Source organism: Vibrio sp. 10N.239.312.C11 (genome assembly GCF_041466065.1).
In the GTDB taxonomy this organism is placed as follows: Bacteria; Pseudomonadota; Gammaproteobacteria; order Enterobacterales; family Vibrionaceae; genus Vibrio; species Vibrio tasmaniensis_A.
Genome location: NZ_JBFSRZ010000026.1, coordinates 16,597 through 42,963 on the forward strand (window position 1 = coordinate 16,597; position 26,367 = coordinate 42,963).

The following is a 26,367-nucleotide window of genomic DNA, read 5'->3' on the forward strand; positions in this document are numbered from 1 at the left end:
GTAAAAGATGCTTTTAGTTTTTGAAAGAAGAGCGGGAAAACAAGAAGTAAGCGATCAAACCTCTCACTTCTTATTTGTCTGTCTATTAATTGATAGCTTAGATCGCCAAACCTGTAATTGCGCCAAACAACATAAACACACCCACTAACCCTACAATCGGAACCTTTACGGTTTTTAATAACCAAACACCAACAATGATCAGAGCGAAGTCTAAGCCGCTACTCACTGCACTTGTGAAGATGGGATGGTATAGAGCCGCAAGTAATAAGCCGACTACAGCCGCATTCACACCTGTAAGCGCCCCAGCTACTAGAGGCTTACTCGCAATTGCCTGCCAGTTCTTCAATACACCCAATAGCAGCAAGAAGCCCGGTAAGAACACCGCAATCGTTGCGAGCAGTGCCCCTGTGATAGGTGCTGATGGCATTAATACATAACCGAGGTAAGTGGCTAACGTAAACATCGGGCCCGGTACGGCTTGCGCTGCGGCATAGCCTGTTAGGAAGGTATCTTGGGACAGTTGATCACCAATACCATTTTGTAGCAGAGGAAGAACCACGTGACCGCCACCGAAGACTAAGCTGCCTGCTTGGTAAAATAACCCAAATACTTCGATGCCTTGAGAATATGCACTGAACAGAGGTAAACCAACCAGTAGCGCTACAAAAATCACTAGCGGTGTTATGGATATCTTATGTGTCGAAGGCGCTGTTTTTAAGTCTTGCGAGGTTAAGAACTTACTGCCAATGATTGCTGCAAATAGGAGCACTAAGACTTGAGGCCAGATCCCAGGAATCAAAAGTAGAACAATCGCGGTGATCACACACAGTGCTGTTGCTATCTTTGATTGGCAAAAGTTTTTGTACATGCCGAAAGTGGCGTCAGCTACAACCACAACCGCGAGTAGCTTAAGTCCGTGGATGATTGAAATGAAAAGCGGTGCTTCCAACAACTGGTTGCTCACTAAGGCCAATATCAACATTAGGATGACTGAAGGGGAGGTGAAGCCGACAAATGCGGCAATCGCACCGGTTAAGCCACCTTTTTTGTAACCAACCGCGAAACCAACCTGACTTGAGCCGGGGCCTGGTAAAAATTGACTGAGGGCGACAATTTGCCCGTACTCTTCGTCGGATAACCAATTCAGTTTCTCAACAAAGGTTTTATGGAAGTAGCCAATATGTGCCGCTGGTCCGCCAAAGCTAATCCAGCCAAGCCAGAAAAAGGTTTTAAAAATTGAAAGCATGATCGATTCCAGATAAATGTTTAGCGTAATTTATGTGGAGTTAGACTATGATTCAAATTAATTGTTTTAATTGTGATTATGAATAATATGGGTTTTGTTTTATGGCTGATTTTAACTGGAAAGGAATTGACCTTAACTTATTGATTGCACTACAGGCACTGTATAAAACGAACAGTGTGAGCAAAGCGGCTGAACGTTGTTATGTCAGCCAGTCTGCGATGAGTCATAGTTTACAAAGGCTACGAAAGTTGTTTGATGACCCTCTGTTTGAGCGTGTCGGTAGCAAGATGGAGGCGACCGATCGAGCCATTGAACTGTCCAGTACGGTAGAAGCTCTGCTCAATACCATCCAGTCAGAGGTGTTACTGTCTAAATCGTTTGATGCCGCGACTTATAAAGGGACTTGGAAGATTGGTCTTACCGATTATGCTGAGCAGATGTTCGCGCCAGCATTGTTTGACCTCATCAAGCAATCCTCTCCTAATTCGCAAGTCGTGCTGTTCAATGTAAACCGGAGTAACTATCAGCAAGTATTTGAAGACGCCAAGCTTGATATGGCGATAGGCAGTTTTGGTGAGGTCTCAAAGCAATATCGAACCACGCATTTGTACACAGAGCAACATGTCTGTTTGTTCGATCAGTCGGTTTTATCTATTGAACAACCAATGTCTTTAGATCAGTTTGTGTCTGTAGAACATGCATTGGTTTCTCCTGCGGGGGCTCTAAAAACAGGTGTTGATATTCGATTGGCTGAGCTAGGTTTCAGTCGAAAAGTCGCTATATCTTCAAGTAATTTTTTAACAGTAAAACGTTTGATAAGAGGTAGGGAGTTATTGTGTATCGTCCCCAAACTGGTGGCACGCAATGATACTCAAGACCAAGATACCGTGGTAGCAGTGGAGCCACCTATCGATGTGCCTGATTTTGATATACAGCTCATCTATCGCAAGGCTAAGCATTTAGATGATAAAAATAAGCTACTTAGAAAGCTTTTTACACAAGCCGTTTCATCTGTGGTTGCTGCATAGTTGCAGCAGTTGTTCGGTCATCAATTTTATGCGAATTATTTTTAGAAAAATCCGGATTATTATAAGAACCCGACTATACTTAATTTACGACTAAAAGCAGTCGTAAAGAATAGGCTTTTTGATTTACCTAAGTAAAAAAATTGATTATATCCTAATGATATAGCTGAAAAAACTACCAGGCTAAACGGACTTAGTTGGTCTTAAAAGCGCTAGCTCCCCCTAGCGCTTTTTCTTTTGTTCTAAGTTAGCTCTAATCTCTTAGGTGTTTACAGGTTTGAGTTGTTTAACCCCGATTTAGAACAGTTAACGGTCGAGTTAACTGACTAAGAGCAACGAGCTCTGTAGACCGACAAATTATGAGTATCAACTAGCTACGAACGGTCAGTATCAAGCCATCAATCACACTGTGGTGGTGATCAGAAACCCCAGCAAGGTTGCCGTATTTCGGCTGGTGGCGATCATTTTCTAATGGATGGTGCCAACCTTGTGTATGTTCCACAAAGTGCGCAGCAAAGCTTTCAGACACCTCTAAACATCCTGCCATGACAGTATCAACATAGGTTTGAACGATAGGGCTGTTTTCACAAGGCGCTTCAATCTCGTCTTTGATGTATACCCAGATCGATTGATCCGTTATAAAGTCAGTTTGGCTCTCTATCTGATCGGCTTTCAATTCGATTCGGTGATAACCGCGTTCACGACGATCAAATTCAGCCAACGCAACATCATCGACCTCAAGCAAAACACCATTCACTTGTCCCTCACCAAGATTGACGATCAACGGTGACAAAACATAGCTGTCGTCGATTTTACTCCAGTGACGCACTAGGCCGTGCACTATCGCAGGAATAGCTTGTCCTGTTTGACCTGTGAGTTGACGAGAAGAGGAGTTGATCAAGCTACCATAACCAAAAATATACATCGCGTTCCCTGTCTGTTCTTTTGTATTTGAGACTAGTCTTACTATATGTTTGGCTTCATCAAATGTCAGTAGTTTTTATTTTACACATATTCGAGTCTAAATGACTTTTTGTGGTGTGTTTAATTGACACTTTTTTGTTCTCTAAATACACCTTGTTGCTTGTTTTTATTGGTTTTATATCTTTGGCGCGTTTCATGCATTGTGTTAGGCAATATTGCGGTGATGATTACTGCACCTTGAATTTGGCTATTGGTAGCAATTCAATATAAGCCACACTTGGCTTGTTATCTGAAATGAGGAATGAGTTTGTTAAATATCACAGATAAAAGCGTAGAAGATGCGATTCCAGCTTATCTTCGTTTAGGTTTTAGACCTTTCTTCTTTCTTGGCAGTCTCTATGCCGTGATTGCTATCGTCGCTTGGGTTGTCATGTTCCAAAATGGTCAGCCTGAAGTGTTAAAAGTCCCCGCGCTTTGGTGGCATGTACATGAAATGCTGTTTGGTTTTTCTATGGCGATTGTGGTTGGTTTTGTTCTGACTGCGGTGCAAACGTGGACGGGAGTCAACGGAACTAAACATTATCGATTAGCAGCGCTCGTTGGTTTGTGGCTCGCACCTCGTATTCTATTTTGGACACCGGCGCCATTGTGGTTAATCTCATCGGTTGAAGCGTTGTTCTTGATCTTTGCCGCTTACGAGATTGGTTTCCGTGTCGTGAAATCGAAAGGCTGGAAGAACTTGTTTTTTGTGCCGCTGTTTATATTGGCTATCGTCGCCAACTTTGCTAGTTACGCGACGATTAAAGGCATGCCTCCATTCCCATCGTCTGCAGTATGGCACGCAATGTTATGGTGGTTTACCTTGCTATTATCCGTAATGGGTGGACGAGTTATCCCGTTCTTCACGGCCCGTCGTTTTGACTTTGAAAAAGCACAACCACTGGTTTGGTTGGAATGGCTAGCGAACCTGCCTTTGGTTGGATTGTTTGTGCTGAGCTTCTTCCCGTTGACCTTTGCTCAAGTGGGCAATGAGTTGATGGTGTTTGCAGGTGTGATTCAGTTGGTGCGTTTTGTTCGTTGGAAGCCTTGGACAACGTTGTCTGAGCCTTTGGTGTGGTCACTGCATGCGGCTTATTTGTGTATTCCTTTGAGCTTGTTGCTAAGAGGCTTGTTAGATAACCCATTTGCAAGCCATAACATGCTGCACCTGTTTGCGATTGGCGGTTTGAGCGGGCTCATTCTTGCGATGATCACACGTGTCACCATGGGACACACAGGCCGTGCTATCTATAAAGGGCCAAGTATGGCGCTGGCGTTCTCGGCTATCTTTATCGCGGCATTAGTTCGTAGTTTAGGTGTCACTTTCTTCCCTGCTTACTTATTTGAGATGGTCAACATCAGCGCGGGTTTATGGACGTTGGCGTTTGGTCTGTTTATCTGGAAGTTTGGCATGATGCTGTTAACACCAAGAGTGGATGGTCATCCGGGGTAAGCGTATTGATTTTCTAACACATTTTTAAAGGGAAGCACTGAGCTTCCCTTTTTGATCGCAGCTAGTTATCGCTTTAATTTGTCTCTGTTTGAGAACCGTTCATTTCATTGTTGTCGATAAAATAGCATAGAAGTTGATGGTGAATCGGAGAGTTACGAACCCATTGAAATCCGGCACACACGATTTACAGCACTGGAGTGTGATCCGCTGCAAATATTTGCAGCAATATTCATTGATTTGTGCTCTAATACCGCGCTTACCAAGGGATGGTGTTAAAAGATGCTCACTTAGATGGAGTTATCAAAGTTGACCGATCCCTTAATGATCTCCCTTAGGAAAAAATAGAACATGTCTAAGAACAAAAAATTTGATATCCGCCTTACAGAAAAACGCAACGGTTGGTGTGCAGAGATTACTCGTCAAGTAACGTCTCGCAGCACAACAGTATCTAAGCGTGAGTCTGGTTTTGAAACTGAAGCTCTAGCACAAGAGTGGGCAGAGAAAGAGCTAGCATCTTTCATCGCAAACCAAGCTGAACGTAACGAGCGTAAATCAGAGCAGCGTAAAGAGCGTGACGAACTACGTCATACTAAAGAGCTTAAAGCTGAGCAAGCACGTGAAGCACGCGCAAAAGCTCGTGAAGAAGAGCAAGAAGACGCTGAGTAATCCAGCTCTTAATTAATTTACAGGTTCCTTAATTTTAAGATAAGGGACAAGTAAAAAAAGCCCCAATATAACTTTTTTCTTTCTAGTCAAAAGTGTATTGGGGCTTTTTAGTTTGTGGAGTTTATTTTCGAAAATGTAGCCACTTCTTGCTAGTGACTACATGTCATTCATTGATTAGTTGTTAAGCGCCGTTAGCCAATCATCTTCCGCTACTTCTTCAATATAGCTCTCAACTGATTGTCCCACTTCATCGTCATCTTGTTTGAAGTAAGCAATGTGGAATACTGCGTCACCTTCGTTTACTAACGGTAGAGTTTGTTGGCCAATTACGATACCGCCTTTGGTTGTGATCACTTGGCCTTCTTGGTGACCTAATGGAGAGCTTATGTAAGCAAGGGTTTGTCCTGCTTCAACTTGTTCGCCAAGTCTCACCATGTTACGCAAAATACCGTCTGACTCAGCGCGGATCCAGCTGGTGGATTTGCTCAACACTGGCTCTGGCAACTTTTTACGGTTTGGGCGCAGCATGCCGATTTCTTTCATCACTTGATGTACGCCAAGGTAACCCGCACGAATCGCTAGGTGATCAAAACGCAACGCTTCACCACCTTCGTAAGTTAATACAGGGATACCCAATTTTTCCGCTTCGCTACGAAGTGATCCGTCACGCAGTGGTGAGTCAATGATCACTGGTGTTGCGAACGCTTTTGCGATGCGCAATGTTTCTGGGTTCGACAGGTTTGCACGGATCTGGGGCAAGTTAGTACGGTGAATCGCACCTGTGTGTAGATCCAAAATAAAATCACAGTGCTTCGCCACATTCTCAAAGAAAGTGTAAGCGATGCGTGATGTTAGCGATCCTTTCTCACTGCCAGGGAAGCAACGGTTTAGGTCACGACGGTCTGGTAGGTAACGAGATTTATGGATAAAGCCAAACACGTTAACGATAGGCACAACAATCAAGGTACCTTTCAGTTTCTTTGGATCAATCGCATTGGTCAGTTGTCGTGCAATCTCAACACCGTTTAGCTCATCGCCGTGGATAGCCGCATTTACCATCAGTGTTGGGCCTGCTTGGCGACCGTGAATAATTTCAATCGGGATCGAAAGTGGAGAGTGCGTGTAAAGCTGAGCCGCTTGCAGTTCAATCTCCATTCGCTGTCCTGGCTGAACAGTATAACCAAGTAATTCGAATGGTTGATTAGGTTTTAGTCTTGCCATTTAGGTTGTTCTCAACATGGTGATAATTCGTTAACACGGAATGTACCAATCGTTGATTTTTAGTACGAATCAATCGGTTTACGGTGACGACAAAACTTTTCTATGGAGTTATCTATAAATAAGTTTCCAGTTTTAATTTGACTCATTATAGGGTGTTTCAAATTGTGGTTTTTCTGACAGTACACTGATATTTGTCATTTGGTTGGTTGCTATTATCCACCGCCATTTTTTGGCGGCCAAATTCAAATATCGAGATGAAAATGAAAAAAACAATTTCAAAAGTTGTAGCACTAGCGGTGGTATCTGTTGCTTTATCTGGCTGTGTTGGTAGCAATGCAGTAACGGGTTACCTAATGAAGTTCAACCTTAAAGCCGTTGATAACCGTTACGCTCGTGGTGGTTTGAACATATTGCTTGCACCGGCTTACGGTCTAACAGTTGCAGCTGATTACTTGGTATTCAACTCACTAGAGTTCTGGACGGGCAGCAACCCACTAACAGGTGCACCGCATATATTTGATACTAAGATTGATACTTACCTTGATATCAACAATCAGCTTGATAAGTCACTGACTGAAGCACCAGTGGGTCCGATTACGAGTGCTGATATGATTGAGAAAGGTCAAATGCAGCAGATCGACGAAAACACGATCCAAATGGACATCACTTACCAGTCTGGTGAGCGTGCGACATTGATCGGAGTTCGTGATGGTGAGATGGTGACATATTTCATCGACGGCGAAGTAGTAGCACAAACTTCAATTGATGAGTTAGAAAGCTACGCGGCTTCACGCGCTTAATTGTTTATTTAGTCACAAGTACATAGCTACAAAGATTGGATACAAAAACAGGTACTCATTGAGTACCTGTTTTATTTTGTGTCTATAAACGGTGTTTACTGAAAAGTGCTATTTAGTGAAGAGCCCTATTTATTGGAAACACCATTTATTGAACATACATAGTTTATCGAATTATGCTTTTTCTGGGATAGCTGCAAGCAGTGCAACCATTTGATTCCAGAATAGCTCAACCGTATCGATCTTCACTTTCTCATCAGGAGAGTGAGGGAACTTGATGGTTGGGCCGAAAGAAACCATATCCATGTTCGGGTAAGGTTCTTTGAATAGACCACACTCAAGACCAGCGTGGATAACCATGATGTTTGGTTTGTGACCGTAGATACCTTCGTACATGTCGCGGAAGATGTGCATGATTTCTGAATCTGCATCTGGCTTCCAACCTGGGTAAGCACCAGAGAATGCGATGTTAGCGCCTGCTAGTTCAGCAACAGAGTGAAGCATGCTTTCTACTTGGCTACGACCTGAATCGATAAGAGAACGGATCAGGCAAAGCACTGTGATTGAGTTCTCTTCTGTTGTGATAACACCTACGTTTAGAGACGTTTCAACAACACCTTCAATCTCGTCACTCATACGAATCACGCCGTTTGGACATGCGTTAAGTGCCGCGATAAAGCGAGCTTGGTCTGCTGACGCAAGTGCGCCCATTTCTACAGAAGCTTCTTCGTTGAAAGTCACGATGCTGTCTTCTACTTTACCTAGCTCTGTTGAAAGCAGCTCTGTGTAGTAGTTGTATAGCGAAGCCAGTTTCTCTTGGTTTTCAGCAGGAACAGCAACCGTTACGAAACCTTCACGAGGAATAGCGTTACGAAGGCTACCACCTTTGAATTCGACGATGCGAAGGTCTAGCTCTTTTGCGTGACCCGCTAGGAAACGAGCAAGCAGTTTGTTTGCGTTTGCACGACCTGTGTGGATGTCGCAACCAGAGTGACCGCCTTTTAGGCCTTTTAGCGTTAGCTTACGTGTTACGAAGTCAGCTGGAATCGCGTTACGTGCAATTTCAAATGTCATTGCGCCGTCGATACCGCCAGCACAACCCATGTACACTTCGCCTTCTTGCTCTGAATCGGTGTTAAGAAGGATATCGCCTTCTAACCAACCCGCTTCAAGACCGAAAGCACCAGTCATGCCTGCTTCTTCATCTACGGTAAGTAGAACTTCGATAGGGCCGTGTTGGATTTCGTTCGAAGCCAGAACCGCTAGGCAAGAAGCCATGCCCATGCCGTTATCAGCGCCAAGCGTTGTGCCTTTCGCTGTAACCCACTCACCATCAATGTATGGTTGGATTGGATCTTTAGCGAAGTCATGAACTGTGTCTTCGTTCTTTTGTGGAACCATATCGATGTGAGCTTGCAGCACGACACCTTTTTTTTTTCCCATCCCCGCCGTTGCAGGCTTTTTGATGAATACGTTACCCGTTGGGTCACGACGTACATCTAGGCCTTGCTCTGTTGCCCAAGCAATAATGTATTGAGCAAGTTCTTCTTCATGTTTCGAAGGGTGCGGGATTGAACAAATTTTATCGAAAAACTGCCAAATAGGGGCAGGGGGCAATTTACTGATCTCAGAATGGAATTCAGACACGGATGACTCCTTTTTTATTTGATAACCATATATTTAGGTTTTGTAATGGCAAAAAACTAGAACAAAAATCTAAAATATGGGTCTGTTTTGATGGCAACAGCATACCACTTGAGCGTTTTGACGAGTAGCGGTTCTAAACCTCAAATAGCTCAAATTTTGAAAGCGATCTTGTCTATCTGATCATAAATAAGCGCGTTGATGCTTATAAACGGTACAGGCAAACGTTTGTTTAATTCTATTTTGTAATTTAATTACAAAATAGAGTTTGTAAAATAACCGTAAATAGCCAAAAGTGTGACACATAGCAAAAAATACTTGTAATCTTTTTTCTTTAGGGTATATTAATAACCAACTTCTGAGATGAAGAGTAAATGCTCAAAGGATGAGTCCGTTTTATCGCCTCCAAGGAACCGAGAAATCAAATTCGTTTTTTATTGATTTATTAAGGTGATAGTTATGAAAGGTTTACCATCTGCAATGTTCTGGATTAACAGCTCTGTTTACACTAGCAACTTTGCATACCCTACAAGCTTTGGTTACTAATACCGTAAGCATGTAACTCGAACAGTTTTGTTCACCCCTATATATTGGAATTCTTTTACAGCCCTTTTGGTTGACAGATTCTACCGCCACTCAGTTTTGAGTGGCGTTTTTTTTGCCTGCTACTTTTCCAAACTGCTTTCGCTTGTCACTTTCCTTGCTGTTCTGCGTGGTTGTTTTTTAAACGCCGAAATATCAATTTGCGCCTTATTACTGATCCTGTTGAAAAATACATAACTATTGTGGGTTTGAATTCAGAATTTACTGGCTAGATTCTCAATGAAAATAACCGATGGTAGAAAAAACAACCAACTAATTTCACGGAATGTATTTTTGTTAATTGTTTGTTTTTAAACATTATTTACCGATAATGTTTGTATTTTTAATCGCTTTGTTTCATACGGCATTCTGATAAATATCGATTAGAGCCTTAATTCTATCTGGAATTTGTTATTTGATAACTTTATAATCCACAGCCAATCGATTACGCAACCGTTTACTTTTTACCCTTATAGGATTCGATAATGTTCGAAAAGCTATTCAAACTCAGTGAAAATGGCACCAATGTGCGCACTGAAATCATCGCAGGTCTAACAACCTTCCTAACAATGGCTTACATCATTTTTGTAAACCCAATGATTCTAGCTGATGCTGGTATGGACCATGGCGCTGTATTTGTAGCAACCTGTTTAGCGGCTGCTATTGGCTGTTTCATCATGGGCTTTGTTGCTAACTACCCAATTGCTCAAGCTCCAGGCATGGGTTTGAACGCATTCTTTACCTACGCTGTTGTAATGGGTATGGGTTATACGTGGCAAGTTGCTCTGGCAGCGGTTTTCGTATCAGGCGTAATCTTCATCTTCTTAAGCATCTTTAAGATCCGTGAATGGATTATCAATTCGATCCCTATGTCTCTGCGTGTTGGTATCTCTGCAGGTATCGGTCTTTTCCTAGCGTTTATTGCTCTTAGCAATGCAGGCATCGTTGTTTCTAACCCAGCAACTAAAGTTTCACTGGGCGACATTACCGCGATTGCTCCTATCCTAGGCTCACTTGGTTTCTTCCTAACGATTGCTCTTGTTCACCGTGGCGTGAAAGGCGCAGTAATGATTGCGATTCTAGCTATCACAGCTCTTGGCATTGTTATTGGTGACGTTCAATACGGCGGCATCATGTCTACACCACCAAGCCTTGCTCCTACATTCATGCAGCTTGATTTCTCTGCTGTATTTGAAATCGGTATGATTTCAGTGGTATTCGCATTCTTGTTCGTCGATTTGTTCGATACAGCGGGTACTTTGGTTGGTGTTGCAACGAAAGCAAACCTAATCAAAGAAGACGGCAAACTACCTCGTTTGAACAAAGCACTGCTTGCTGACTCTACAGCAACATCTATTGGTGCATTGCTAGGTACATCAAACACAACGTCTTATGTTGAGAGTGTTGCGGGTGTTGCTGAAGGCGGCCGTACCGGTCTAACGGCTGTTGTTGTTGGTGTCTTATTCCTATTGGCTCTTTTCTTCTCGCCACTTGCAGGTATGATTCCGGCTTACGCAACATCAGGTGCACTTTTCTATGTAGCAATTCTGATGATGTCTGGCCTAGTTGGCATTGATTGGCGTGATCTTACGGAAGCAGCACCAGTCGTGGTAACATGTCTGCTTATGCCGCTGACGTACTCTATCGCTGAGGGTATCTCACTAGGTTTCATCGCTTACGCTGCAATTAAGCTGCTAAGTGGTAAAGGTCGCGACGTTTCACCAGCTGTGTGGGTAATGTCGGCTATCTTTATTCTTAAATACATTTTCGCTTAATCGTCTAGATTTCTGCTTAATCGCTGAAGAGGCTATGTTTGAAATAGCCTCTAATAACATGACAAAATTATTAGGTTTTATACTATGAGCAACAAATTCGTTATCACTTGGGACAACATGCAGACTTACTGCCGTCAACTTGCTGAAAAGCAAATGCCAGCAGAGCAGTGGAAAGGCATCTGGGCAGTAAGCCGTGGTGGTTTGGTTCCTGGTGCAATCTTGGCTCGTGAGCTAGGTATTCGTCACGTAGATACGATTTGTATTTCTAGCTACGACCACGATCACCAACGTGATATGACAGTAGTTAAAGCACCTGAAGGTGACGGCGAAGGCTTCCTAATCGTTGAAGACTTGGTTGATAGTGGTGACACTGCACGTAAGCTTCGCGAAATGTACCCTAAAGCGAAACTGATCGCTGTATGTGCAAAACCATCTGGTGCTGATTTGCTAGACGAGTACATTGTTGATATCGCTCAAGACACATGGATTGAGCAACCTTGGGATACTAGCCTAAGCTACGTTGAGCCAGTAAATCGCAAGTCAAAATAAGCGTAAACTTAGTTTTTTGAGAAATGACCCTTTATAGGGTCATTTTTTTTTATATTATTAGTGACAACCATTTCTTATTAAGTATCCCAATGTCTGAACCAGAAGAAACGAGCTCGAACCTTTCGGAAACTTTGTTTGTAAAGCACAAGCAGGCGAAAGAGACCTCAATGTTGACACAATACATGCCAAGCTCTGAAGCGTTATTGGATGAGAAGCGTGAACAGCAAAACTCATCATGGTATCGAAACCTAAGACGTCTTCAGTGGGTATGGCAAGGCGTTAATCCAATAGAGCAAGAAGCGGTATTGGCTCGCATCGCGTCATCAGATAACTCTCGTACAATCGACGAGTGGCTTGATACGGTCATGGGTTACCGAAGTGGTAACTGGGCATACGAATGGACCAAGCTGGGTATGCAGCATCAGAATCGTTCTAATGAAAAGAACGGTGAAGAGATGGCAGAAGAGCTATTTTCAGCATCGTTGTGCTTCAGTATTGCGGGTTACCCACATCTCAAGAACGACAACTTGGCGGCTCAGGCTCAAGTGTTGGCCAACGCAGCCTATTCTGAAGCGATCAAGCACACTAAGTTGATCGTCAAGCAGATTGATATTCCGTACCAAAACAAGAAGATCAAAGCGAACTTGCATCTAACCAAGACAGATAAACCACAACCGGTTGTGATTGTCAGCGCGGGTCTAGATAGCTTGCAAACGGATATGTGGCGCCTGTTTAGGGATTACTTAGCACCTAAGAACATTGCTATGTTAACGGTAGACATGCCATCGATAGGGCACAGTGCACATTGGCCGTTAACAGAAGACTCATCTTGTCTTCACCAAGCTGTCTTGAATGAACTGCCTAATATCCCGTGGGTCGATCACCACAAGGTTGGCTTGTTTGGCTTCCGCTTTGGTGGCAATGCGATGGTGAGATTATCTTTCCTTGAGCAGCATAAGCTTAAAGCGTGTATCTCTTTAGGCGCGCCAATTCACGATATCTTTGTTCATGCCGACAAACTGAAACAGATGCCTAAAATGCATTTAGATGTTTTGGCTTCACGTCTTGGTAAAGGGGCCGTTGATATCAATAGTCTTTCTGGGCAATTGATGGCGTGGTCACTCAAGGTACAAGGTTTGCTGTCAAACAGTAAAACCAGTGTGCCTATCTTGGCATTAGCGTTAGAGGGCGACCCAGTATCACCTCCAATGGATAACCAACTGGTTGCTATTTACAGTGATTACGGTAAAGCGAAGAAAATCAAAGCTAAGTCAATTACACAAGGTTATGAGCAATCCCTCGAATTGGCGATAAAGTGGCTTGAGGATGAATTATTTAGATGACATTTCCCCTAAATTAGTTAAGCATGAAAAGTGTACAAAGTAAGTACCTGATACTCAGAAATAATTTATAAAATCCAATTGCGTAGTTTCTACGTATAACAGTCTGAGTAACGTCATTCTTAACATTGAAATGGAGATTCAATATGTCAGAAGTGACACAACAACCTACGCATTATCGCTTGTTAAATGTTTTAAAGGCTATAGGCCCTTACTTAAGGGAGCCTCAATCAGAAGAAGGCCACTATATTTTTGATTGCTTGTCTGTGTGTGTGAACGATAAAAAATCGCCAGAAGAACGTGAGTTTTGGGGCTGGTGGTTGGAGTTGGATAAGTCGGAAGAAGGATTTTCGGCGAAGTACAACACGGGTAAATACAACATCGATGGTAACTGGGATCCTTTACCATTACCTAAAAAGGCGATCGCTGAGGTATCTCGAACTCAAGAAGCCTTTCACCAAAAGCTGGTTGATGAACTTCAAAAGAAATTTGAAATCGGCGTTCAGTTAGACGAAGAGTCTGTCGAATTCGTCTGATTTTAAAGGTTACTCTTCTATATAAAGCAAAAAGGTGCGATTTCGCACCTTTTCTGCTTGTGAATTCCCCTTTTGATTGCTAAAACATCACCTCTTATTTGTTTTATTCATAAAAGACTTCATGACAACAAATCATCAAAGCGGGACAACAACACAGAGTAAAACTGTCGTTGTTAAACTGGGTACCAGTGTCTTAACTGGTGGAACATTGGCATTAGACCGCGCTCATATGGTTGAGCTGGTTCGCCAATGTGCTGAATTAAAAAAACAAGGCCACTCTGTGGTTATGGTTTCGTCTGGCGCAATTGCAGCCGGACGTGAGCACCTTGGTTACCCCGCACTTCCCAACTCGATGGCAAGCAAACAGTTGCTTGCGGCAGTTGGGCAAAGTCAGTTGATTCAAGTTTGGGAGTCTTTGTTTGCTATCTATGGCCTTAAGATTGGCCAGATGCTACTGACTCGTGCTGATCTCGATGATCGCGAGCGTTTTCTTAATGCACGTGACACGATCAATGCGCTTGTTGAGCACGACATTATTCCGGTAGTAAACGAAAACGACGCAGTAGCCACCAACGAAATTAAAGTGGGCGACAATGATAACTTGTCGGCCTTAGTGGGTATTTTGTGCGGTGCTGATAAGCTTTTGCTATTAACGGACCAAAAAGGCCTGTTTACGGCTGACCCTCGTAAAGACCCAAATGCTGAGCTCATCAAAGAAGTAAAAACCATTGATGACACGCTGCGTAAGATCGCAGGCGGCAGTGGTACTACGTTAGGTACTGGCGGCATGGCGACAAAACTGCAGGCGGCTGATATTGCTCGTCGCGCTGGCATCGAAGTAATTATTGCTGCGGGCAGTGCTGAAAATGTGGTGTTTGACTCACTGAGTGACAACCCACAAGGCACACGTTTCTTGCCTTTAGCGGAAGCGCTTGAAAACCGTAAACGCTGGATTCTAGCGGGCCCTGCTTCAGCTGGTGACATTGTGGTCGACGACGGCGCAGTAAACGCAGTCAACACTAAAGGCAGCAGCTTGTTGGCGAAAGGGGTTGTTCGAGTTAAAGGCGAATTCTCTCGTGGTGAAGTCACCCAAGTCACAGACAGTAAAGGCAAAGTAATTGCGCGTGGTATCGCCAGTTATTCAAGCCAAGACCTAGCAAAAATTGCAGGCAAGCACAGTAAAGATATTGGCGACATCCTTGGCTACGATTACGGGTCAGAAGTCATTCACCGTGACGACCTTGTTGTAATCCAAGAATAGCTCGTGATGAGAAGGCGAATCACCTTTTTGCATCCAAAGACAGACAGAATTTAGGGAGAGTTAAACGTGGATTTAACTAACATGGGTATCGCAGCAAAAGACGCTGCTTTCCACCTAGCGACCGCATCTACGGCGCAAAAGAATAAAGCATTGGCGATTATCGCTGATGAGCTAGAAGCAAGCGCAACAACGATTTTAGAAGCAAACGCGAAAGATATCGAACTTGGCCGTGAAGCGGGTCTGACTGATGCACTGCTTGATCGTCTATTGCTGAACGAAGAACGCTTAACCGGTATCGCTAACGATGTACGTAACGTGATTAGCCTGAATGATCCAGTCGGCAGCGAGATTGACAGTAAGGTACTTGAAAACGGTATGTCACTGTCTCGCCGTCGTGTACCACTTGGCGTGGTTGGTGTTATTTATGAAGCGCGTCCAAACGTAACCATCGATATTGCAGCACTGTGTCTCAAAACTGGTAACGCAAGCATCCTACGTGGCGGCAAAGAGACATTCTTCTCAAACATGGAGCTGGTTAAAGTAATCCAGTCTGCATTAGAGAAAGCGGAACTTCCTGCGGCTTCTGTGCAGTACATCGAGAAACCCGATCGTGAACTTGTCTCTCAACTGCTTAAACTGGATGACTACGTGGATATGATCATTCCTCGTGGTGGCGCTGGTCTGCACAAAATGTGTAAAGAAAACAGCACCATTCCAGTGATCATCGGTGGTTTCGGTATCAGCCATATCTTTGTTGATGAGAGCGCTGATCTTGAGAAGTCTGTTGATGTGGTTGAAAACTCGAAAGTTCAACGTCCATCTGCATGTAACTCATTGGATACATTATTAGTGCATGAAGCGGTTGCTGAGGCTTTCCTTGCTAAGCTAACACAGCGTTTAGCAGGCAAAGTAACCTTGGTTGCTGACGCTAGTGCAAAATCATTGCTTACTAGTTTCGAAGACCAACGTGATGCAGTTGAAGGTGACTTTGACACTGAATGGTTAAGCTACACGCTAGGCGTAAAAGTAGTTGCGGATGTGGCAGAAGCGATTGACCACATGCGCGTACACAACGCGAGTCACTCAGATGCGATTATGACTAACAGTCTAGAGAGCTCAGAGCGCTTTATTAATTCAGTCGGTTCAGCTGCAGTCTATGTGAATGCATCAACACGTTTTACAGATGGCGCACAGTTTGGTTTAGGCGCTGAAGTTGCTGTGTCTACTCAAAAGCTGCATGCTCGCGGCCCAATGGGCTTAGAAGAGCTGACAAGCTACAAGTGGGTAGGTAAAGCGAACTATTTAGTTCGCGGTTAACGCTGGTCGTTAATTTTACTCCTCAGCTCATTTTTGAAATGGCGCTCGAGTAGCAATAATCAATGAATTACCACACAAAAGGGCCTTAATTGGCCCTTTTTCTTTCCTAACGTTTGGCAATTCCGTTACACTGATATTCAATTATTTGGAGGTGATATGCATTGTCCTTTTTGTTCAGAGAACGACACTAAAGTAATCGATTCAAGACTGGTAGCCGATGGCCATCAGGTTCGTCGTCGCCGTCAATGCCTTGCATGTAGTGAACGTTTTACGACTTTCGAATCGGCAGAACTTGTGATGCCTAAAGTCATAAAGTCGAATGGAAACCGCGAACCATTTAATGAAGATAAAATGGTCGGTGGTGTGCAGCGCGCCCTAGAAAAACGCCCAGTGAGTGCTGATGCGATTGAACTTGCGATCAGCACGATTAAGTCACAACTCCGTGCGACTGGTGAGCGTGAAGTACCAAGCGAGATGATTGGTAACCTTGTGATGGGCCAATTGAAAGAATTGGACAAAGTGGCGTACATTCGTTTTGCCTCTGTTTACCGCAGCTTTGAAGACATCCGAGAGTTTGGCGAAGAAATCGCTAAATTAGAGGATTAACTCCTCAATCATGTCAAACTTTACTTCCCTAGATTTTCAAATGATGTCGCGTGCTATTCAGTTAGCCAAACGCGGCATTTACACTACTGCACCAAACCCGAATGTGGGTTGTGTCATCGTGCAAACCGATGGCCAGATCGTTGGCGAAGGTTTCCATGCCAAAGCTGGCGAAGCTCATGCCGAAGTACACGCTATGAGAATGGCGGGTGATAAGGCAAAAGGTGCGATCGCTTATGTCACACTTGAACCTTGTTCTCATTACGGTAGAACGCCGCCTTGTGCTGAAGGTTTGATTAAGGCTCAAGTTTCAAAAGTGATTTGTGCCATGCAGGACCCAAACCCTAAAGTCGCAGGCCGTGGTATCAAGATGCTACGCGACGCAGGTATTGAGGTTGAAATCGGCTTGTTAGAGCAAGATGCTCTCGATTTAAATCCTGCATTTATTAAGCGTATGCAAACGGGCATGCCATTTGTTCAGTTAAAGATGGCCGCTAGCCTTGATGGACAAACGGCATTGGAAAATGGTCAAAGCCAATGGATCACATCGCCAGAAGCGCGTCGTGATGTTCAGAACTTTCGAGCAAAATCAGGCGCGGTGCTATCAACCAGCCAAACGGTGATTGAAGACAACGCGTCGCTGAATGTTCGTTGGGCAGAGTTGCCAAGCAGTACCAAAACAAATTACGTTGAAGACGAGTTGCGTCAGCCAATTCGCGTAATTCTTGATCGCCAAAATCAACTGTATCCTGAGCTCAAGTTATTCCAAACTCCAACATCGGTATTGAGAGTCGCTGAAACCTCTGCTGATATTGAAGTCGAAACCACAGATGCAGGTCAGCTCGATTTACACGATCTAATGCGTCAATTGCCAGCGAACCATATTGATCATATTTGGGTCGAAGCGGGCGCTACCTTGGCAAAAAGCTTGATTGAAGCGCAGCTAGTGGATGAGCTAATCCTTTATTTAGCACCTAAACTAATGGGCAGTGACGGACGAGGTTTGATGGGCGCATTAGGACTCACTTCAATGTCTGATGTGATTGACCTAGAAATTAAAGATGTTCGACAGGTTGGTGTGGATATTCGCATCGTCGCGAAACCTATTATCGCGAAACAAATAATAACGAAACCATAGTGGAAATAGTTCTGCTAACCAAATACATGTCGTTGACAACAAAAAGAGTTTTAAAATGTTTACAGGAATTGTAGAAGCCGTAGGTACATTGAGTGCAATCACTCCCCGCGGAGAAGACATCACCGTAACGGTTAATGTTGGTAATCTTGATATGGCTGACGTTAAGTTAGGCGACAGTATCGCGACCAATGGTGTTTGTTTGACGGTTGTTGAGTATAACGATCACAGCTACAGTGCAGACCTTTCGCTTGAGACCCTGAAAAAAACGGGTTTTGTCGATTACCAAGCTGGCGACAAGGTAAACCTTGAGAAAGCAATGTTACCAACCACGCGTTTCGGTGGACACATCGTGTCTGGTCACGTTGATGGCGTGGGTGAGATTGTTGAACGTAATCAAGTTGGTCGTGCGATTGAGTTCTGGGTAGAAATGCCAGCAGAAATCTCAAAATACGTGGCTCAAAAAGGTTCAGTAACGGTCGATGGTATCAGCCTGACTGTGAACGATTTACGCAAGAACGCATTCAAGCTGACTATCGTTCCTCACACTTCTTCAGAAACCACCATCGACCAATTCAATGTCGGTCGTAAAGTGAATCTAGAAGTTGATGTATTAGCGCGTTACATGGAGCGTTTACTGCAAGGTCAGCAGCAAGAGTCTGAGCCTGAATCTCGATTAACGATGGAATTCTTACAGCAGAATGGTTTTGCCTAACCGTTGATACAAAGTGCGTTAAGCGAGACTTTGTAAAGCGAAGCAATATCATCAGGTTTAAATAGTGTCGGTTCTAGGAAGCAGAACCATTTCAAAGGATATAGAACAATGCCAATTAGTACTCCTCAAGAAATTATTGAAGACATTCGCCTAGGAAAAATGGTTATCCTGATGGATGATGAAGATCGCGAAAATGAAGGCGATCTGATCATGGCAGCAGAACATGTGACGCCAGAAGCGATTAACTTCATGGCGATGTATGGCCGTGGCTTAATCTGTCTGACGCTAACCAAAGAGCGTTCAAGCCGTATGGGTCTAGCCCCTATGGTTCAAGACAACAATGCACAGTACACCACGAACTTTACGGTTTCGATTGAAGCGGCTGAGGGTGTAACGACGGGTATCTCTGCATCAGACCGTGCAGTGACAGTTCAAGCGGCAGTGGCGAAAGATGCGAAAGCGGCTGATCTTGTTCAACCTGGTCATATTTTCCCACTGACAGCGCAAGAAGGTGGTGTTCTAACGCGCGCAGGCCACACAGAAGCAGGCTGTGATTTAGCACGTCTAGCAGGCTGTGAGCCAGCTTCGGTTATCGTTGAAATCCTAAATGACGACGGCACCATGGCACGTCGCCCTGATCTTGAAGTCTTCGCTGAAAAACACGATATCAAATTAGGCACCATTGCTGACTTGATTGAATACCGCAACAACACAGAAACGACGATTGAACGTGTAGCACAATGTCATTTGCCAACAGAGTTTGGTGACTTTGAGCTTGTGACTTACCGTGACACGATTGATAACCAGATCCACTACGCGATGCAAAAAGGTGACCTGTCTGTGGGCGCTCCTTTAGTGCGTGTTCACCTGCATGACACGTTTACCGATCTACTTCACTCAGACCGTGGTACAGAGCGTAGCTGGTCACTAGATAAAGCGATGAAGCGCATTGGCGATGAAGGCGGTGTGTTGGTTATTCTGGGTAACGAAGAGTCGTCTGATTCTTTGATTCACAAAGTGAAGACATTCGAAGCTCAAGATAAGAACGAGCAGCCAACCATGGCTAAAAAGCAAGGTACCTCGCGTCGTGTTGGTGTGGGTTCTCAGATTCTACAAGACCTTGGTGTTCATGATATGCGTCTGCTTTCTTCAAGCACCAAGCGTTACCACGCATTAGGTGGCTTTGGTCTTAACGTTGTTGAGTATGTTTGCGAGTAAGTCGATATATCTCTGTTTATAGCAACATAATTTACCGATGATTCCAGTGGCTCTTTTGGTGATTCGTTTTGCCAAAAGAGCAAAGTAGTTAAGCCCGATTCAAAACGTGTTAAATACACGAGCTTGACTACTGGTTGCTCCTATATGGTTGAGAGCCGTGCTGCGTTATCATATTTACATCTCCGGTGTCTGTTCTTCTAAATTAGCATTAGATATTGCTCACAGTTTTGTGCTAGAATCCGGCGATTCTCACTTGATGAAAATAGTTAAAGGAAGGCTTATGAAAGTGATCGAGGGTGGCTTCCCAGCGCCAAATGCAAAAATTGCTATCGTTATTGCTCGTTTCAACAGTTTTATTAACGAAAGTTTACTTTCTGGTGCAATCGATACTTTAAAGCGTCATGGACAAGTAAGCGAAGACAACATCACTGTTGTTCGTTGCCCTGGTGCAGTAGAACTTCCACTTGTAGCGCAACGCGTTGCAAAAACAGGTAAGTTCGATGCGATTGTATCTCTTGGTACAGTAATCCGTGGCGGTACACCTCACTTTGACTATGTTTGTAGTGAATGTAATAAAGGTTTGGCACAAGTGTCTCTGGAATTTTCTCTTCCAGTAGCGTTTGGTGTTCTTACTGTTGATACGATCGATCAAGCTATTGAACGCGCAGGAACCAAGGCTGGTAATAAGGGTGCAGAAGCCGCACTTAGCGCACTTGAGATGATCAACGTTCTTTCTGAAATCGATTCCTAATGGGGGCCAGTGTGAAACCAGCCGCACGTCGTAACGCACGTCAATTTGCTCTACAAGCAATTTATTCTTGGCAAATTACTAAAGAAAATATTGCTACCGTTGAAGAACAGTTCTTATCTGGTGGTAAGTATGATGAAGAAGAGCATCATGCCGCAGAACCTGCTCTAGCTATGCCAGAAACAGACGTTGCATACTTCCGCGACTTACTAACTGGTGTTGCTCTTAGCCACATGGAACTTGATAGCAAGCTTCGTCCATTCGTATCTCGCCCTATGCAAGATCTGGATTTGATGGAACTAGCGCTTCTACGTTTAGCTATGTACGAGATGACTCGTCGCGAAGATGTACCATACAAAGTGGTTATCAACGAAGCTATCGAGCTTGCGAAAGTATTCGCAGCAGAAGACAGCCATAAGTTTGTTAACGGTGTGCTTGATAAAGCTGCACCGCACGTTCGTAAGAAATAAGACGTTCGTATATTGAATCTAAAGGTCAGCTTTTATGCTGGCCTTTTTTGTAACTAAATTATCGTAATACCAATAATTACGGTGATTTGTATGAAGACTAAAGATAGGGCATGTGATGTCTGGCGAATTTAACCTGATTGAAAAATATTTTGTAAATCGACAACCACAACGTAAAGATGTACATCTGGCAGCGGGCGATGACTGTGCTTTGGTCAAAGCGCCGGGCAATGTTGAGATAGCGATCAGCACGGATACCTTAGTGGCGGGCACTCACTTCTTAACAGAGGCGAATCCGGCATGGGTAGCACACAAGGCGTTGGCTTCGAACATTAGCGACCTTGCGGCGATGGGTGCGACGCCTGCCTGGGTTTCATTTGCGTTAACCATGCCAGAAGTTGATGAAGAATGGCTTGCTCCCTTCTGTGATTCCTTCTTCAAACTTGCAGACTATTTTGGTATTCAACTTATTGGTGGTGACACGACCAAAGGGCCGCTGAGTTTAACGCTGACTGTACAGGGCTTTGTGCCAGAAGGCCGAGCACTACGCAGAGATGGCGCGAAAGTGGGGGACTGGATTTACGTAACGGGTAACTTAGGTGACAGCAAAGCTGGGCTAGAGGTGATATTAGACCCAGAACAGAACAAAGCTAAGCCTTATGCACTTGAGCTAGAAGAGAGGCACTACATCAGCTCTCCACGAGTATTGGCGGGTCAGGCGCTCGTGAACCTAGCTTCATCGGCTATTGATATCTCTGATGGCGTTATTGCCGACTTAAAACACATCCTTAAGCGTTCTCAGGTCGGTGCAAGCATTGATGTGAGTGCGTTACCAATCTCTGCTGAATTACTTCAATTCTCTTCTGATACCGCTTCTGCACAGCAGTATGCGTTGACCAGTGGTGAAGAGTACGAACTCTGCTTTACCGTGCCGGAAGAAAATAAAGGTTCATTGGAAAGTGCTTTGTCGCACACAGGTACAAAAGTCACCTGCATTGGCCAGATAAGACCTGTAGAATATTTTGAATTACACAATAATGGTGAACCACTAAGCTGGAACTTAACTGGTTACGATCACTTTAAGGTTAATTGATGACAAATCCACTTTCTCTTATTTCTCTTAAAAATCCTTGGCACTTATTGGCTACGGGTTTTGGCAGTGGCTTATCGCCGATTATTCCAGGCACAATGGGCACGCTTGCGTCGATCCCCTTTTATCTATTGCTGGTTCAGTTACCTTTCCCTGCTTATGTCGCAGTAGTGGTTGTTAGTTGTATTATCGGTATCAAGATCTGCCAGGTGACATCTGATGATATGGGTGTACACGACCATGGCTCTATCGTATGGGATGAGTTTGCGGGCTTTTGGATCACCATGGGTCTAGTGCCTTTATTGAATATCCCTACGGATGACTGGAAATGGTTATTCACTGGTTTTGTCCTATTTCGCTTTTTCGATATGGTGAAGCCTTGGCCTATTGGCTGGCTAGATAAACGAGTACACGGCGGCTTAGGTATCATGATTGATGATATTGTGGCAGGTATTATGGCGGCTGTTGCCTTGTACGCAGTGGCACATTTCGCGGGCTGGTTAGTTTAAGTTAGCTAAAGGATTAAGACTTAGTTGCAAGCATATTAAGCTAAGTCTCGGATACTAAAAAGGTTGACCCTAGGGCCAACCTTTTTTGCTTTTATTGCTTACGACTTTAGAGCTTACGAGCTTACGAGCTTACGAGCTTACGAGCTTACGAGCTTACGTGTTAAGGCTATTTAGCAAGATAGTCAGAGATCGACTTCTCAATGCCTTTCGCATCTAAGCCAAGCTCTTCATGCAGCTCATCCTGTGTTCCTTGAGCAATAAACTTGTCTGGGAGGCCAAGATTCAATACTGGCATCAGTAGTTTCTCTTGCATCAAGAATTCAATCACACCCGCGCCCGCACCACCTGCTATTGCGTTTTCTTCGATAGTCACAAGTACATCGTAGTCAGCAGCAAGTTGTTTGATCAAAGCTTCATCGAGTGGCTTCACAAAGCGCATATCAGCCACTGTTGCATCGATAGCGTCAGCCGTTTGAAGTGCACTCTCAAGGAAAGTACCGAAGCTTAGAATAGCGATTTTCGAGCCATCTTTTGCTTTTTTGCTTTCGCGAACGATACGACCTTTACCAATCTCAAGTGCGGTAAACTCACTTTGAATCTCGGTGCCCATACCATTACCACGAGGATAACGAACGGCACTTGGACCTGTGTGCTTGTGGCCAGTGTATAGCATTTGGCGACATTCGTTTTCGTCGCTTGGTGCCATGATCACCATGTTTGGAATACAGCGCATAAAGCTTAAGTCGAACGCACCTTGGTGTGTTTGACCATCGGATCCAACAAGACCTGCACGGTCAATAGCGAACATAACCGGTAGATCCATGATAGCGACATCGTGGATCAGTTGATCGTAGCCACGTTGTAAGAACGTCGAGTAGATAGCCACAATCGGCTTATCACCCGCAATCGCCATACCCGTTGCTAGTGTCACTGCGTGTTGCTCAGCAATCGCTACATCGAAGTATTGCTCTGGGTACTCTTTCGAGAAACGTACCATGCCAGAACCTTCACGCATTGCTGGCGTAATTGCCATCAGCTTAGGATCTTGCGCAGCCATATCACACAGGAAGTCGCCAAAAATCTTAGAGAAAGTTGGTTTAGAGCTGGTGCTCTTAGGCAGACTTGAGTGTGCGGGATCGAATTTCGGAACGCCGTGGTAACCTATTGGATCTTTCTCTGCTGGCTCGTAGCCTTTGCCCTTCTTCGTCATGATATGCAGGAACTGAGGACCTTTTAGGTCTCTCATGTTCTTAAGCGTTTTAATCAGCTCATTCACATCGTGACCGTCAACCGGACCAATGTAGTTAAAGCCTAACTCTTCAAACATGGTGCCAGGGACAACCATGCCTTTTAGATGTTCTTCTGTACGACGAACGAGCTCTTTAATCGGCGGAACGCCCGATAGCACTTTCTTGCCACCCTCACGAATTGACGTGTAAAGACTGCCAGAAAGAACTTGAGCTAGATGGTTGTTCAGAGCACCGACGTTTTCAGAGATCGACATCTCGTTATCGTTAAGGATAACCAGCATGTCATTATGAATATCGCCCGCGTGGTTCATCGCTTCGAAGGCCATACCCGCAGTAATCGCGCCATCACCAATCACACTGACGACTTTACGATTCTTGCCTTCTTTCTTCGCACTGATCGCCATACCAAGCCCGGCGCTGATCGATGTTGAAGAGTGACCAACAGAAAGCGTGTCGTATTCGCTCTCTTGACGCCATGGGAATGGATGCAGTCCATCTTTTTGACGGATAGTCGATAAGCGGTCACGACGACCTGTAAGGATCTTGTGCGGGTAGGCTTGGTGACCAACATCCCAAACCAACTGGTCAAAAGGCGTGTTGTACACGTAGTGCAGAGCAACGGTTAGCTCTACCGTACCTAAGCCCGATGCTAAGTGGCCACTTGACTGGCTCACTGAGTTTAGAAGATAGGTGCGTAATTCATCACAAAGCTGTGTAAGCGTCTCTTTTGGAAGTAGACGCAAATCCTCTGGCTTATCAGCCAAAGCAAGAGTTGGGTACTTGGATATATCAAGAGTCATAGGTAATGCGCGCTTATTGTCTTAGTTCTTGCGCTCGATGACGTATCGGGCGAACTCTTCGAGTAACTGGGTATTGTATGGGATTGCAGCCAAAGCTTGAAGCGCTTCCTGTAGCAGAGTTTGCGCTTTTTCTTGAGCGCCCTCTAAACCTAACAAAGAAGGGTAGGTGCTTTTGTTCAATTCTTGGTCAGAACCCTGTGGCTTACCCAAAGTTTCAGTATCACTAGTGATATCTAAAATATCATCCTGAACCTGGAATGCTAATCCAATGGCATCGGCGTACTTGTCTAATTGAGGCATCACTTCAAACGCTTTTTCGCCAGCAGACAGAGCACCTAAACGAATCGCACTCTTCATTAGAGCGCCAGTCTTGTTACGGTGAACTTCTTCTAACTCCTCTAGCGTGACAGAGCGGTTTTCAGCTTCAATATCAAGTGCTTGTCCAATACACATACCTTGTGCACCAGACGCTTCTGCTAGGCGTTGAATCATTCGAACGCGATTGCTTTCCCCGTCAGCACTTAATGTGCCTTCCGCAAGTATAGTAAACGCGAGAGTTTGTAGTGCATCGCCAGTTAAAATTGCCGTTGCTTCATCGTATTTGATGTGACAAGTCTGATGGCCACGACGCAATTCGTCGTCGTCCATTGCTGGAAGGTCGTCGTGAATCAGAGAATAGGCATGAATACATTCGATTGCTGAAGCTGGAGTGTCGAGTTCTTCCGCAGTGCAACCGAGCATTTCCCCTGTAATGTAGACAAGAAACGGACGTGCGCGTTTGCCGCCTAAAAGTAACCCATAACGCATCGCGTTAATGAGATTCTGATTTTGGTGTGGCAGGCGATCAAGCCAAAGGTTAAGTTGCTCGTTATTACGTGCTTGATAAGACAATAACGTCTCGATCATAGGGGATCTCATACAATTTGTTATTCAGGTTGTGGGTTAAAGTCACTCAGTTCTGCATTTTCATCATTTTGCAGCAGGATGCTAACACGCTGTTCTGCGTCGTTTAGTTTACTTTGACCAGCACGAGCGAGGGAGATGCCTCGTTCGAACTTTTTCAGCGCATCATCTAAAGCTAGATCACCATTTTCTAGTTGATCAACCAAGCCATCAAGCTCTTCGATAGCCGCTTCAAAGCTCATATTTTCAGGTTTCTTAGTAGCCATAATAAATCTGCGTTTGGAAAGATGAACGAACGTTACCCTAGGCCGCTGAGATGGTCAAATGTAACCAAGAATTTTTGCTAGAAAGTTCGTTTTTAAGGCGCTTGAATTTACTTTGATTGAATAACCGTGGCTTTATCGAGTTTATACGCTTTGAATAAGGCCAAAGTAAGCCAATAGTTGTGATTCAAAAACGAAAAGTGTGATACTTAGACGAAGAATTAACTAAAAGATCTTATAGTCTTGCCGATAAGAATATTATCGTCGACGTAGAACTGTAAAAAAGCATGA

25 protein-coding genes are annotated in these 26,367 nt (G+C 44.3%); 18 read left to right on the forward strand and 7 right to left on the reverse strand.

Features of this window, described 5'->3' with window-relative positions; genetic code table 11:
• Nucleotides 1–97 precede the first annotated feature (97 nt).
• Nucleotides 98–1,246 carry a chromate efflux transporter gene (gene chrA, locus AB6D07_RS12715; RefSeq protein ID WP_017103885.1) on the reverse strand — a complete coding sequence of 383 codons (1,149 nt, stop codon included), beginning with the start codon at nt 1,244–1,246 and terminating at the stop codon, nt 98–100.
• A 101-nt stretch (nt 1,247–1,347) separates the two neighbouring features.
• On the opposite strand from chrA, the gene AB6D07_RS12720 reads away from it, so the two are divergent.
• Nucleotides 1,348–2,274 (forward strand): LysR family transcriptional regulator, encoded by a 927-nt coding sequence (locus AB6D07_RS12720; RefSeq protein ID WP_017103886.1) that lies wholly within the window; start codon nt 1,348–1,350, stop codon nt 2,272–2,274.
• A 367-nt stretch (nt 2,275–2,641) separates the two neighbouring features.
• Here the strand turns inward: AB6D07_RS12720 and AB6D07_RS12725 are convergent, their stop codons facing one another.
• Entirely contained in the window at nt 2,642–3,196 is a 555-nt protein-coding gene (locus AB6D07_RS12725) for a gamma-glutamylcyclotransferase family protein (protein WP_017099525.1), read from the reverse strand.
• A 306-nt stretch (nt 3,197–3,502) separates the two neighbouring features.
• On the opposite strand from AB6D07_RS12725, the gene AB6D07_RS12730 reads away from it, so the two are divergent.
• Both AB6D07_RS12730 and AB6D07_RS12735 read left to right on the forward strand, forming a co-directional pair.
• On the forward strand, nt 3,503–4,687 hold the full coding sequence (locus tag AB6D07_RS12730) for an NnrS family protein (RefSeq protein WP_029223096.1): 1,185 nt from the start codon (nt 3,503–3,505) through the stop codon (nt 4,685–4,687).
• A gap of 348 nt (nt 4,688–5,035) precedes the next feature.
• A complete protein-coding gene (locus AB6D07_RS12735; RefSeq protein WP_009847480.1) occupies nt 5,036–5,353 on the forward strand; it encodes a DUF3622 domain-containing protein in 318 nt (105 codons plus the stop codon).
• 174 nt (nt 5,354–5,527) lie between these two features.
• Here the strand turns inward: AB6D07_RS12735 and AB6D07_RS12740 are convergent, their stop codons facing one another.
• Nucleotides 5,528–6,574 (reverse strand): succinylglutamate desuccinylase/aspartoacylase family protein, encoded by a 1,047-nt coding sequence (locus tag AB6D07_RS12740; RefSeq protein ID WP_012604657.1) that lies wholly within the window; start codon nt 6,572–6,574, stop codon nt 5,528–5,530.
• Between the two features lie 260 nt (nt 6,575–6,834).
• Here AB6D07_RS12740 and AB6D07_RS12745 point away from each other — a divergent pair, with 260 nt between their 5' ends.
• A complete protein-coding gene (locus AB6D07_RS12745; RefSeq protein WP_029223097.1) occupies nt 6,835–7,374 on the forward strand; it encodes a DUF3332 domain-containing protein in 540 nt (179 codons plus the stop codon).
• A 171-nt stretch (nt 7,375–7,545) separates the two neighbouring features.
• On the opposite strand, the gene AB6D07_RS12750 is transcribed toward AB6D07_RS12745, so the two are convergent.
• Nucleotides 7,546–9,018: an aminoacyl-histidine dipeptidase gene (locus tag AB6D07_RS12750; protein ID WP_372140722.1), complete on the reverse strand. Its 1,473-nt coding sequence runs from the start codon at nt 9,016–9,018 to the stop codon at nt 7,546–7,548.
• Between the two features lie 1,064 nt (nt 9,019–10,082).
• On the opposite strand from AB6D07_RS12750, the gene AB6D07_RS12755 reads away from it, so the two are divergent.
• From AB6D07_RS12755 to pgpA, 14 genes are all read left to right on the forward strand, one after another.
• Nucleotides 10,083–11,372 (forward strand): NCS2 family permease, encoded by a 1,290-nt coding sequence (locus tag AB6D07_RS12755; RefSeq protein WP_017103887.1) that lies wholly within the window; start codon nt 10,083–10,085, stop codon nt 11,370–11,372.
• An 84-nt stretch (nt 11,373–11,456) separates the two neighbouring features.
• On the forward strand, nt 11,457–11,921 hold the full coding sequence (gene tet(34), locus AB6D07_RS12760; protein ID WP_009847475.1) for an oxytetracycline resistance phosphoribosyltransferase domain-containing protein Tet(34): 465 nt from the start codon (nt 11,457–11,459) through the stop codon (nt 11,919–11,921).
• Nucleotides 11,922–12,010: 89 nt separating this feature from the next.
• Complete coding sequence (gene frsA / locus AB6D07_RS12765; RefSeq protein ID WP_029223098.1) at nt 12,011–13,264, forward strand: esterase FrsA; 1,254 nt, start codon at nt 12,011–12,013, stop codon at nt 13,262–13,264.
• A 143-nt stretch (nt 13,265–13,407) separates the two neighbouring features.
• Nucleotides 13,408–13,797 carry a sigma factor-binding protein Crl gene (gene crl / locus AB6D07_RS12770; RefSeq protein WP_009847473.1) on the forward strand — a complete coding sequence of 130 codons (390 nt, stop codon included), beginning with the start codon at nt 13,408–13,410 and terminating at the stop codon, nt 13,795–13,797.
• Nucleotides 13,798–13,873: 76 nt separating this feature from the next.
• On the forward strand, nt 13,874–15,058 hold the full coding sequence (proB, locus tag AB6D07_RS12775; RefSeq protein WP_017099520.1) for a glutamate 5-kinase: 1,185 nt from the start codon (nt 13,874–13,876) through the stop codon (nt 15,056–15,058).
• A gap of 66 nt (nt 15,059–15,124) precedes the next feature.
• Nucleotides 15,125–16,375 carry a glutamate-5-semialdehyde dehydrogenase gene (locus AB6D07_RS12780; RefSeq protein WP_017099519.1) on the forward strand — a complete coding sequence of 417 codons (1,251 nt, stop codon included), beginning with the start codon at nt 15,125–15,127 and terminating at the stop codon, nt 16,373–16,375.
• Nucleotides 16,376–16,531: 156 nt separating this feature from the next.
• Entirely contained in the window at nt 16,532–16,981 is a 450-nt protein-coding gene (gene nrdR / locus AB6D07_RS12785; protein WP_004734394.1) for a transcriptional regulator NrdR, read from the forward strand.
• A 40-nt stretch (nt 16,982–17,021) separates the two neighbouring features.
• Entirely contained in the window at nt 17,022–18,116 is a 1,095-nt protein-coding gene (ribD, locus tag AB6D07_RS12790; protein ID WP_029223099.1) for a bifunctional diaminohydroxyphosphoribosylaminopyrimidine deaminase/5-amino-6-(5-phosphoribosylamino)uracil reductase RibD, read from the forward strand.
• Nucleotides 18,117–18,171: 55 nt separating this feature from the next.
• On the forward strand, nt 18,172–18,828 hold the full coding sequence (locus tag AB6D07_RS12795; protein ID WP_004734396.1) for a riboflavin synthase: 657 nt from the start codon (nt 18,172–18,174) through the stop codon (nt 18,826–18,828).
• 108 nt (nt 18,829–18,936) lie between these two features.
• Nucleotides 18,937–20,046, forward strand: coding sequence for a bifunctional 3,4-dihydroxy-2-butanone-4-phosphate synthase/GTP cyclohydrolase II (gene ribBA, locus AB6D07_RS12800; protein ID WP_017099517.1), 1,110 nt, complete (start codon nt 18,937–18,939; stop codon nt 20,044–20,046).
• A 280-nt stretch (nt 20,047–20,326) separates the two neighbouring features.
• Complete coding sequence (ribE, locus tag AB6D07_RS12805; RefSeq protein ID WP_004734398.1) at nt 20,327–20,797, forward strand: 6,7-dimethyl-8-ribityllumazine synthase; 471 nt, start codon at nt 20,327–20,329, stop codon at nt 20,795–20,797.
• Nucleotides 20,797–21,264, forward strand: a complete 468-nt coding sequence (gene nusB, locus AB6D07_RS12810) for a transcription antitermination factor NusB (protein ID WP_004734399.1) — start codon at nt 20,797–20,799, stop codon at nt 21,262–21,264. Before ribE ends, nusB begins: the two co-directional genes overlap by 1 nt.
• 115 nt (nt 21,265–21,379) lie before the next feature.
• Nucleotides 21,380–22,354: a thiamine-phosphate kinase gene (gene thiL, locus AB6D07_RS12815; protein ID WP_029223100.1), complete on the forward strand. Its 975-nt coding sequence runs from the start codon at nt 21,380–21,382 to the stop codon at nt 22,352–22,354.
• Nucleotides 22,354–22,860: a phosphatidylglycerophosphatase A gene (pgpA, locus tag AB6D07_RS12820; protein WP_009847467.1), complete on the forward strand. Its 507-nt coding sequence runs from the start codon at nt 22,354–22,356 to the stop codon at nt 22,858–22,860. Before thiL ends, pgpA begins: the two co-directional genes overlap by 1 nt.
• Before the next feature lie 166 nt (nt 22,861–23,026).
• Here the strand turns inward: pgpA and dxs are convergent, their stop codons facing one another.
• The 3 genes from dxs to xseB are packed head-to-tail and all read right to left on the reverse strand — an operon-like array spanning nt 23,027 to nt 26,079.
• Complete coding sequence (gene dxs, locus AB6D07_RS12825; protein ID WP_017103889.1) at nt 23,027–24,910, reverse strand: 1-deoxy-D-xylulose-5-phosphate synthase; 1,884 nt, start codon at nt 24,908–24,910, stop codon at nt 23,027–23,029.
• Nucleotides 24,911–24,931: 21 nt separating this feature from the next.
• Nucleotides 24,932–25,816: a (2E,6E)-farnesyl diphosphate synthase gene (ispA, locus tag AB6D07_RS12830; protein WP_017103890.1), complete on the reverse strand. Its 885-nt coding sequence runs from the start codon at nt 25,814–25,816 to the stop codon at nt 24,932–24,934.
• A gap of 20 nt (nt 25,817–25,836) precedes the next feature.
• The gene (gene xseB, locus AB6D07_RS12835; protein WP_004734405.1) at nt 25,837–26,079 is read right to left on the reverse strand and encodes an exodeoxyribonuclease VII small subunit; all 243 of its coding nucleotides are present in this window, start codon (nt 26,077–26,079) and stop codon (nt 25,837–25,839) included.
• Nucleotides 26,080–26,367: the final 288 nt, after the last annotated feature.

Bases quoted from the DNA above. Each gene is read 5' to 3' on its own strand.
- chrA (WP_017103885.1), bottom strand. From the start codon at position 1,246: ATGCTTTCAATTTTTAAAACCTTTTTCTGGCTTGGCTGGATTAGCTTT.
- AB6D07_RS12720 (WP_017103886.1), top strand. From the start codon at position 1,348: ATGGCTGATTTTAACTGGAAAGGAATTGACCTTAACTTATTGATTGCA.
- AB6D07_RS12725 (WP_017099525.1), bottom strand. From the start codon at position 3,196: ATGTATATTTTTGGTTATGGTAGCTTGATCAACTCCTCTTCTCGTCAA.
- AB6D07_RS12735 (WP_009847480.1), top strand. From the start codon at position 5,036: ATGTCTAAGAACAAAAAATTTGATATCCGCCTTACAGAAAAACGCAAC.
- AB6D07_RS12740 (WP_012604657.1), bottom strand. From the start codon at position 6,574: ATGGCAAGACTAAAACCTAATCAACCATTCGAATTACTTGGTTATACT.
- AB6D07_RS12745 (WP_029223097.1), top strand. From the start codon at position 6,835: ATGAAAAAAACAATTTCAAAAGTTGTAGCACTAGCGGTGGTATCTGTT.
- AB6D07_RS12755 (WP_017103887.1), top strand. From the start codon at position 10,083: ATGTTCGAAAAGCTATTCAAACTCAGTGAAAATGGCACCAATGTGCGC.
- frsA (WP_029223098.1), top strand. From the start codon at position 12,011: ATGTCTGAACCAGAAGAAACGAGCTCGAACCTTTCGGAAACTTTGTTT.
- crl (WP_009847473.1), top strand. From the start codon at position 13,408: ATGTCAGAAGTGACACAACAACCTACGCATTATCGCTTGTTAAATGTT.
- nrdR (WP_004734394.1), top strand. From the start codon at position 16,532: ATGCATTGTCCTTTTTGTTCAGAGAACGACACTAAAGTAATCGATTCA.
- ribD (WP_029223099.1), top strand. From the start codon at position 17,022: ATGATGTCGCGTGCTATTCAGTTAGCCAAACGCGGCATTTACACTACT.
- AB6D07_RS12795 (WP_004734396.1), top strand. From the start codon at position 18,172: ATGTTTACAGGAATTGTAGAAGCCGTAGGTACATTGAGTGCAATCACT.
- ribBA (WP_017099517.1), top strand. From the start codon at position 18,937: ATGCCAATTAGTACTCCTCAAGAAATTATTGAAGACATTCGCCTAGGA.
- ribE (WP_004734398.1), top strand. From the start codon at position 20,327: ATGAAAGTGATCGAGGGTGGCTTCCCAGCGCCAAATGCAAAAATTGCT.
- nusB (WP_004734399.1), top strand. From the start codon at position 20,797: ATGGGGGCCAGTGTGAAACCAGCCGCACGTCGTAACGCACGTCAATTT.
- thiL (WP_029223100.1), top strand. From the start codon at position 21,380: ATGTCTGGCGAATTTAACCTGATTGAAAAATATTTTGTAAATCGACAA.
- pgpA (WP_009847467.1), top strand. From the start codon at position 22,354: ATGACAAATCCACTTTCTCTTATTTCTCTTAAAAATCCTTGGCACTTA.
- dxs (WP_017103889.1), bottom strand. From the start codon at position 24,910: ATGACTCTTGATATATCCAAGTACCCAACTCTTGCTTTGGCTGATAAG.
- ispA (WP_017103890.1), bottom strand. From the start codon at position 25,816: ATGATCGAGACGTTATTGTCTTATCAAGCACGTAATAACGAGCAACTT.
- xseB (WP_004734405.1), bottom strand. From the start codon at position 26,079: ATGGCTACTAAGAAACCTGAAAATATGAGCTTTGAAGCGGCTATCGAA.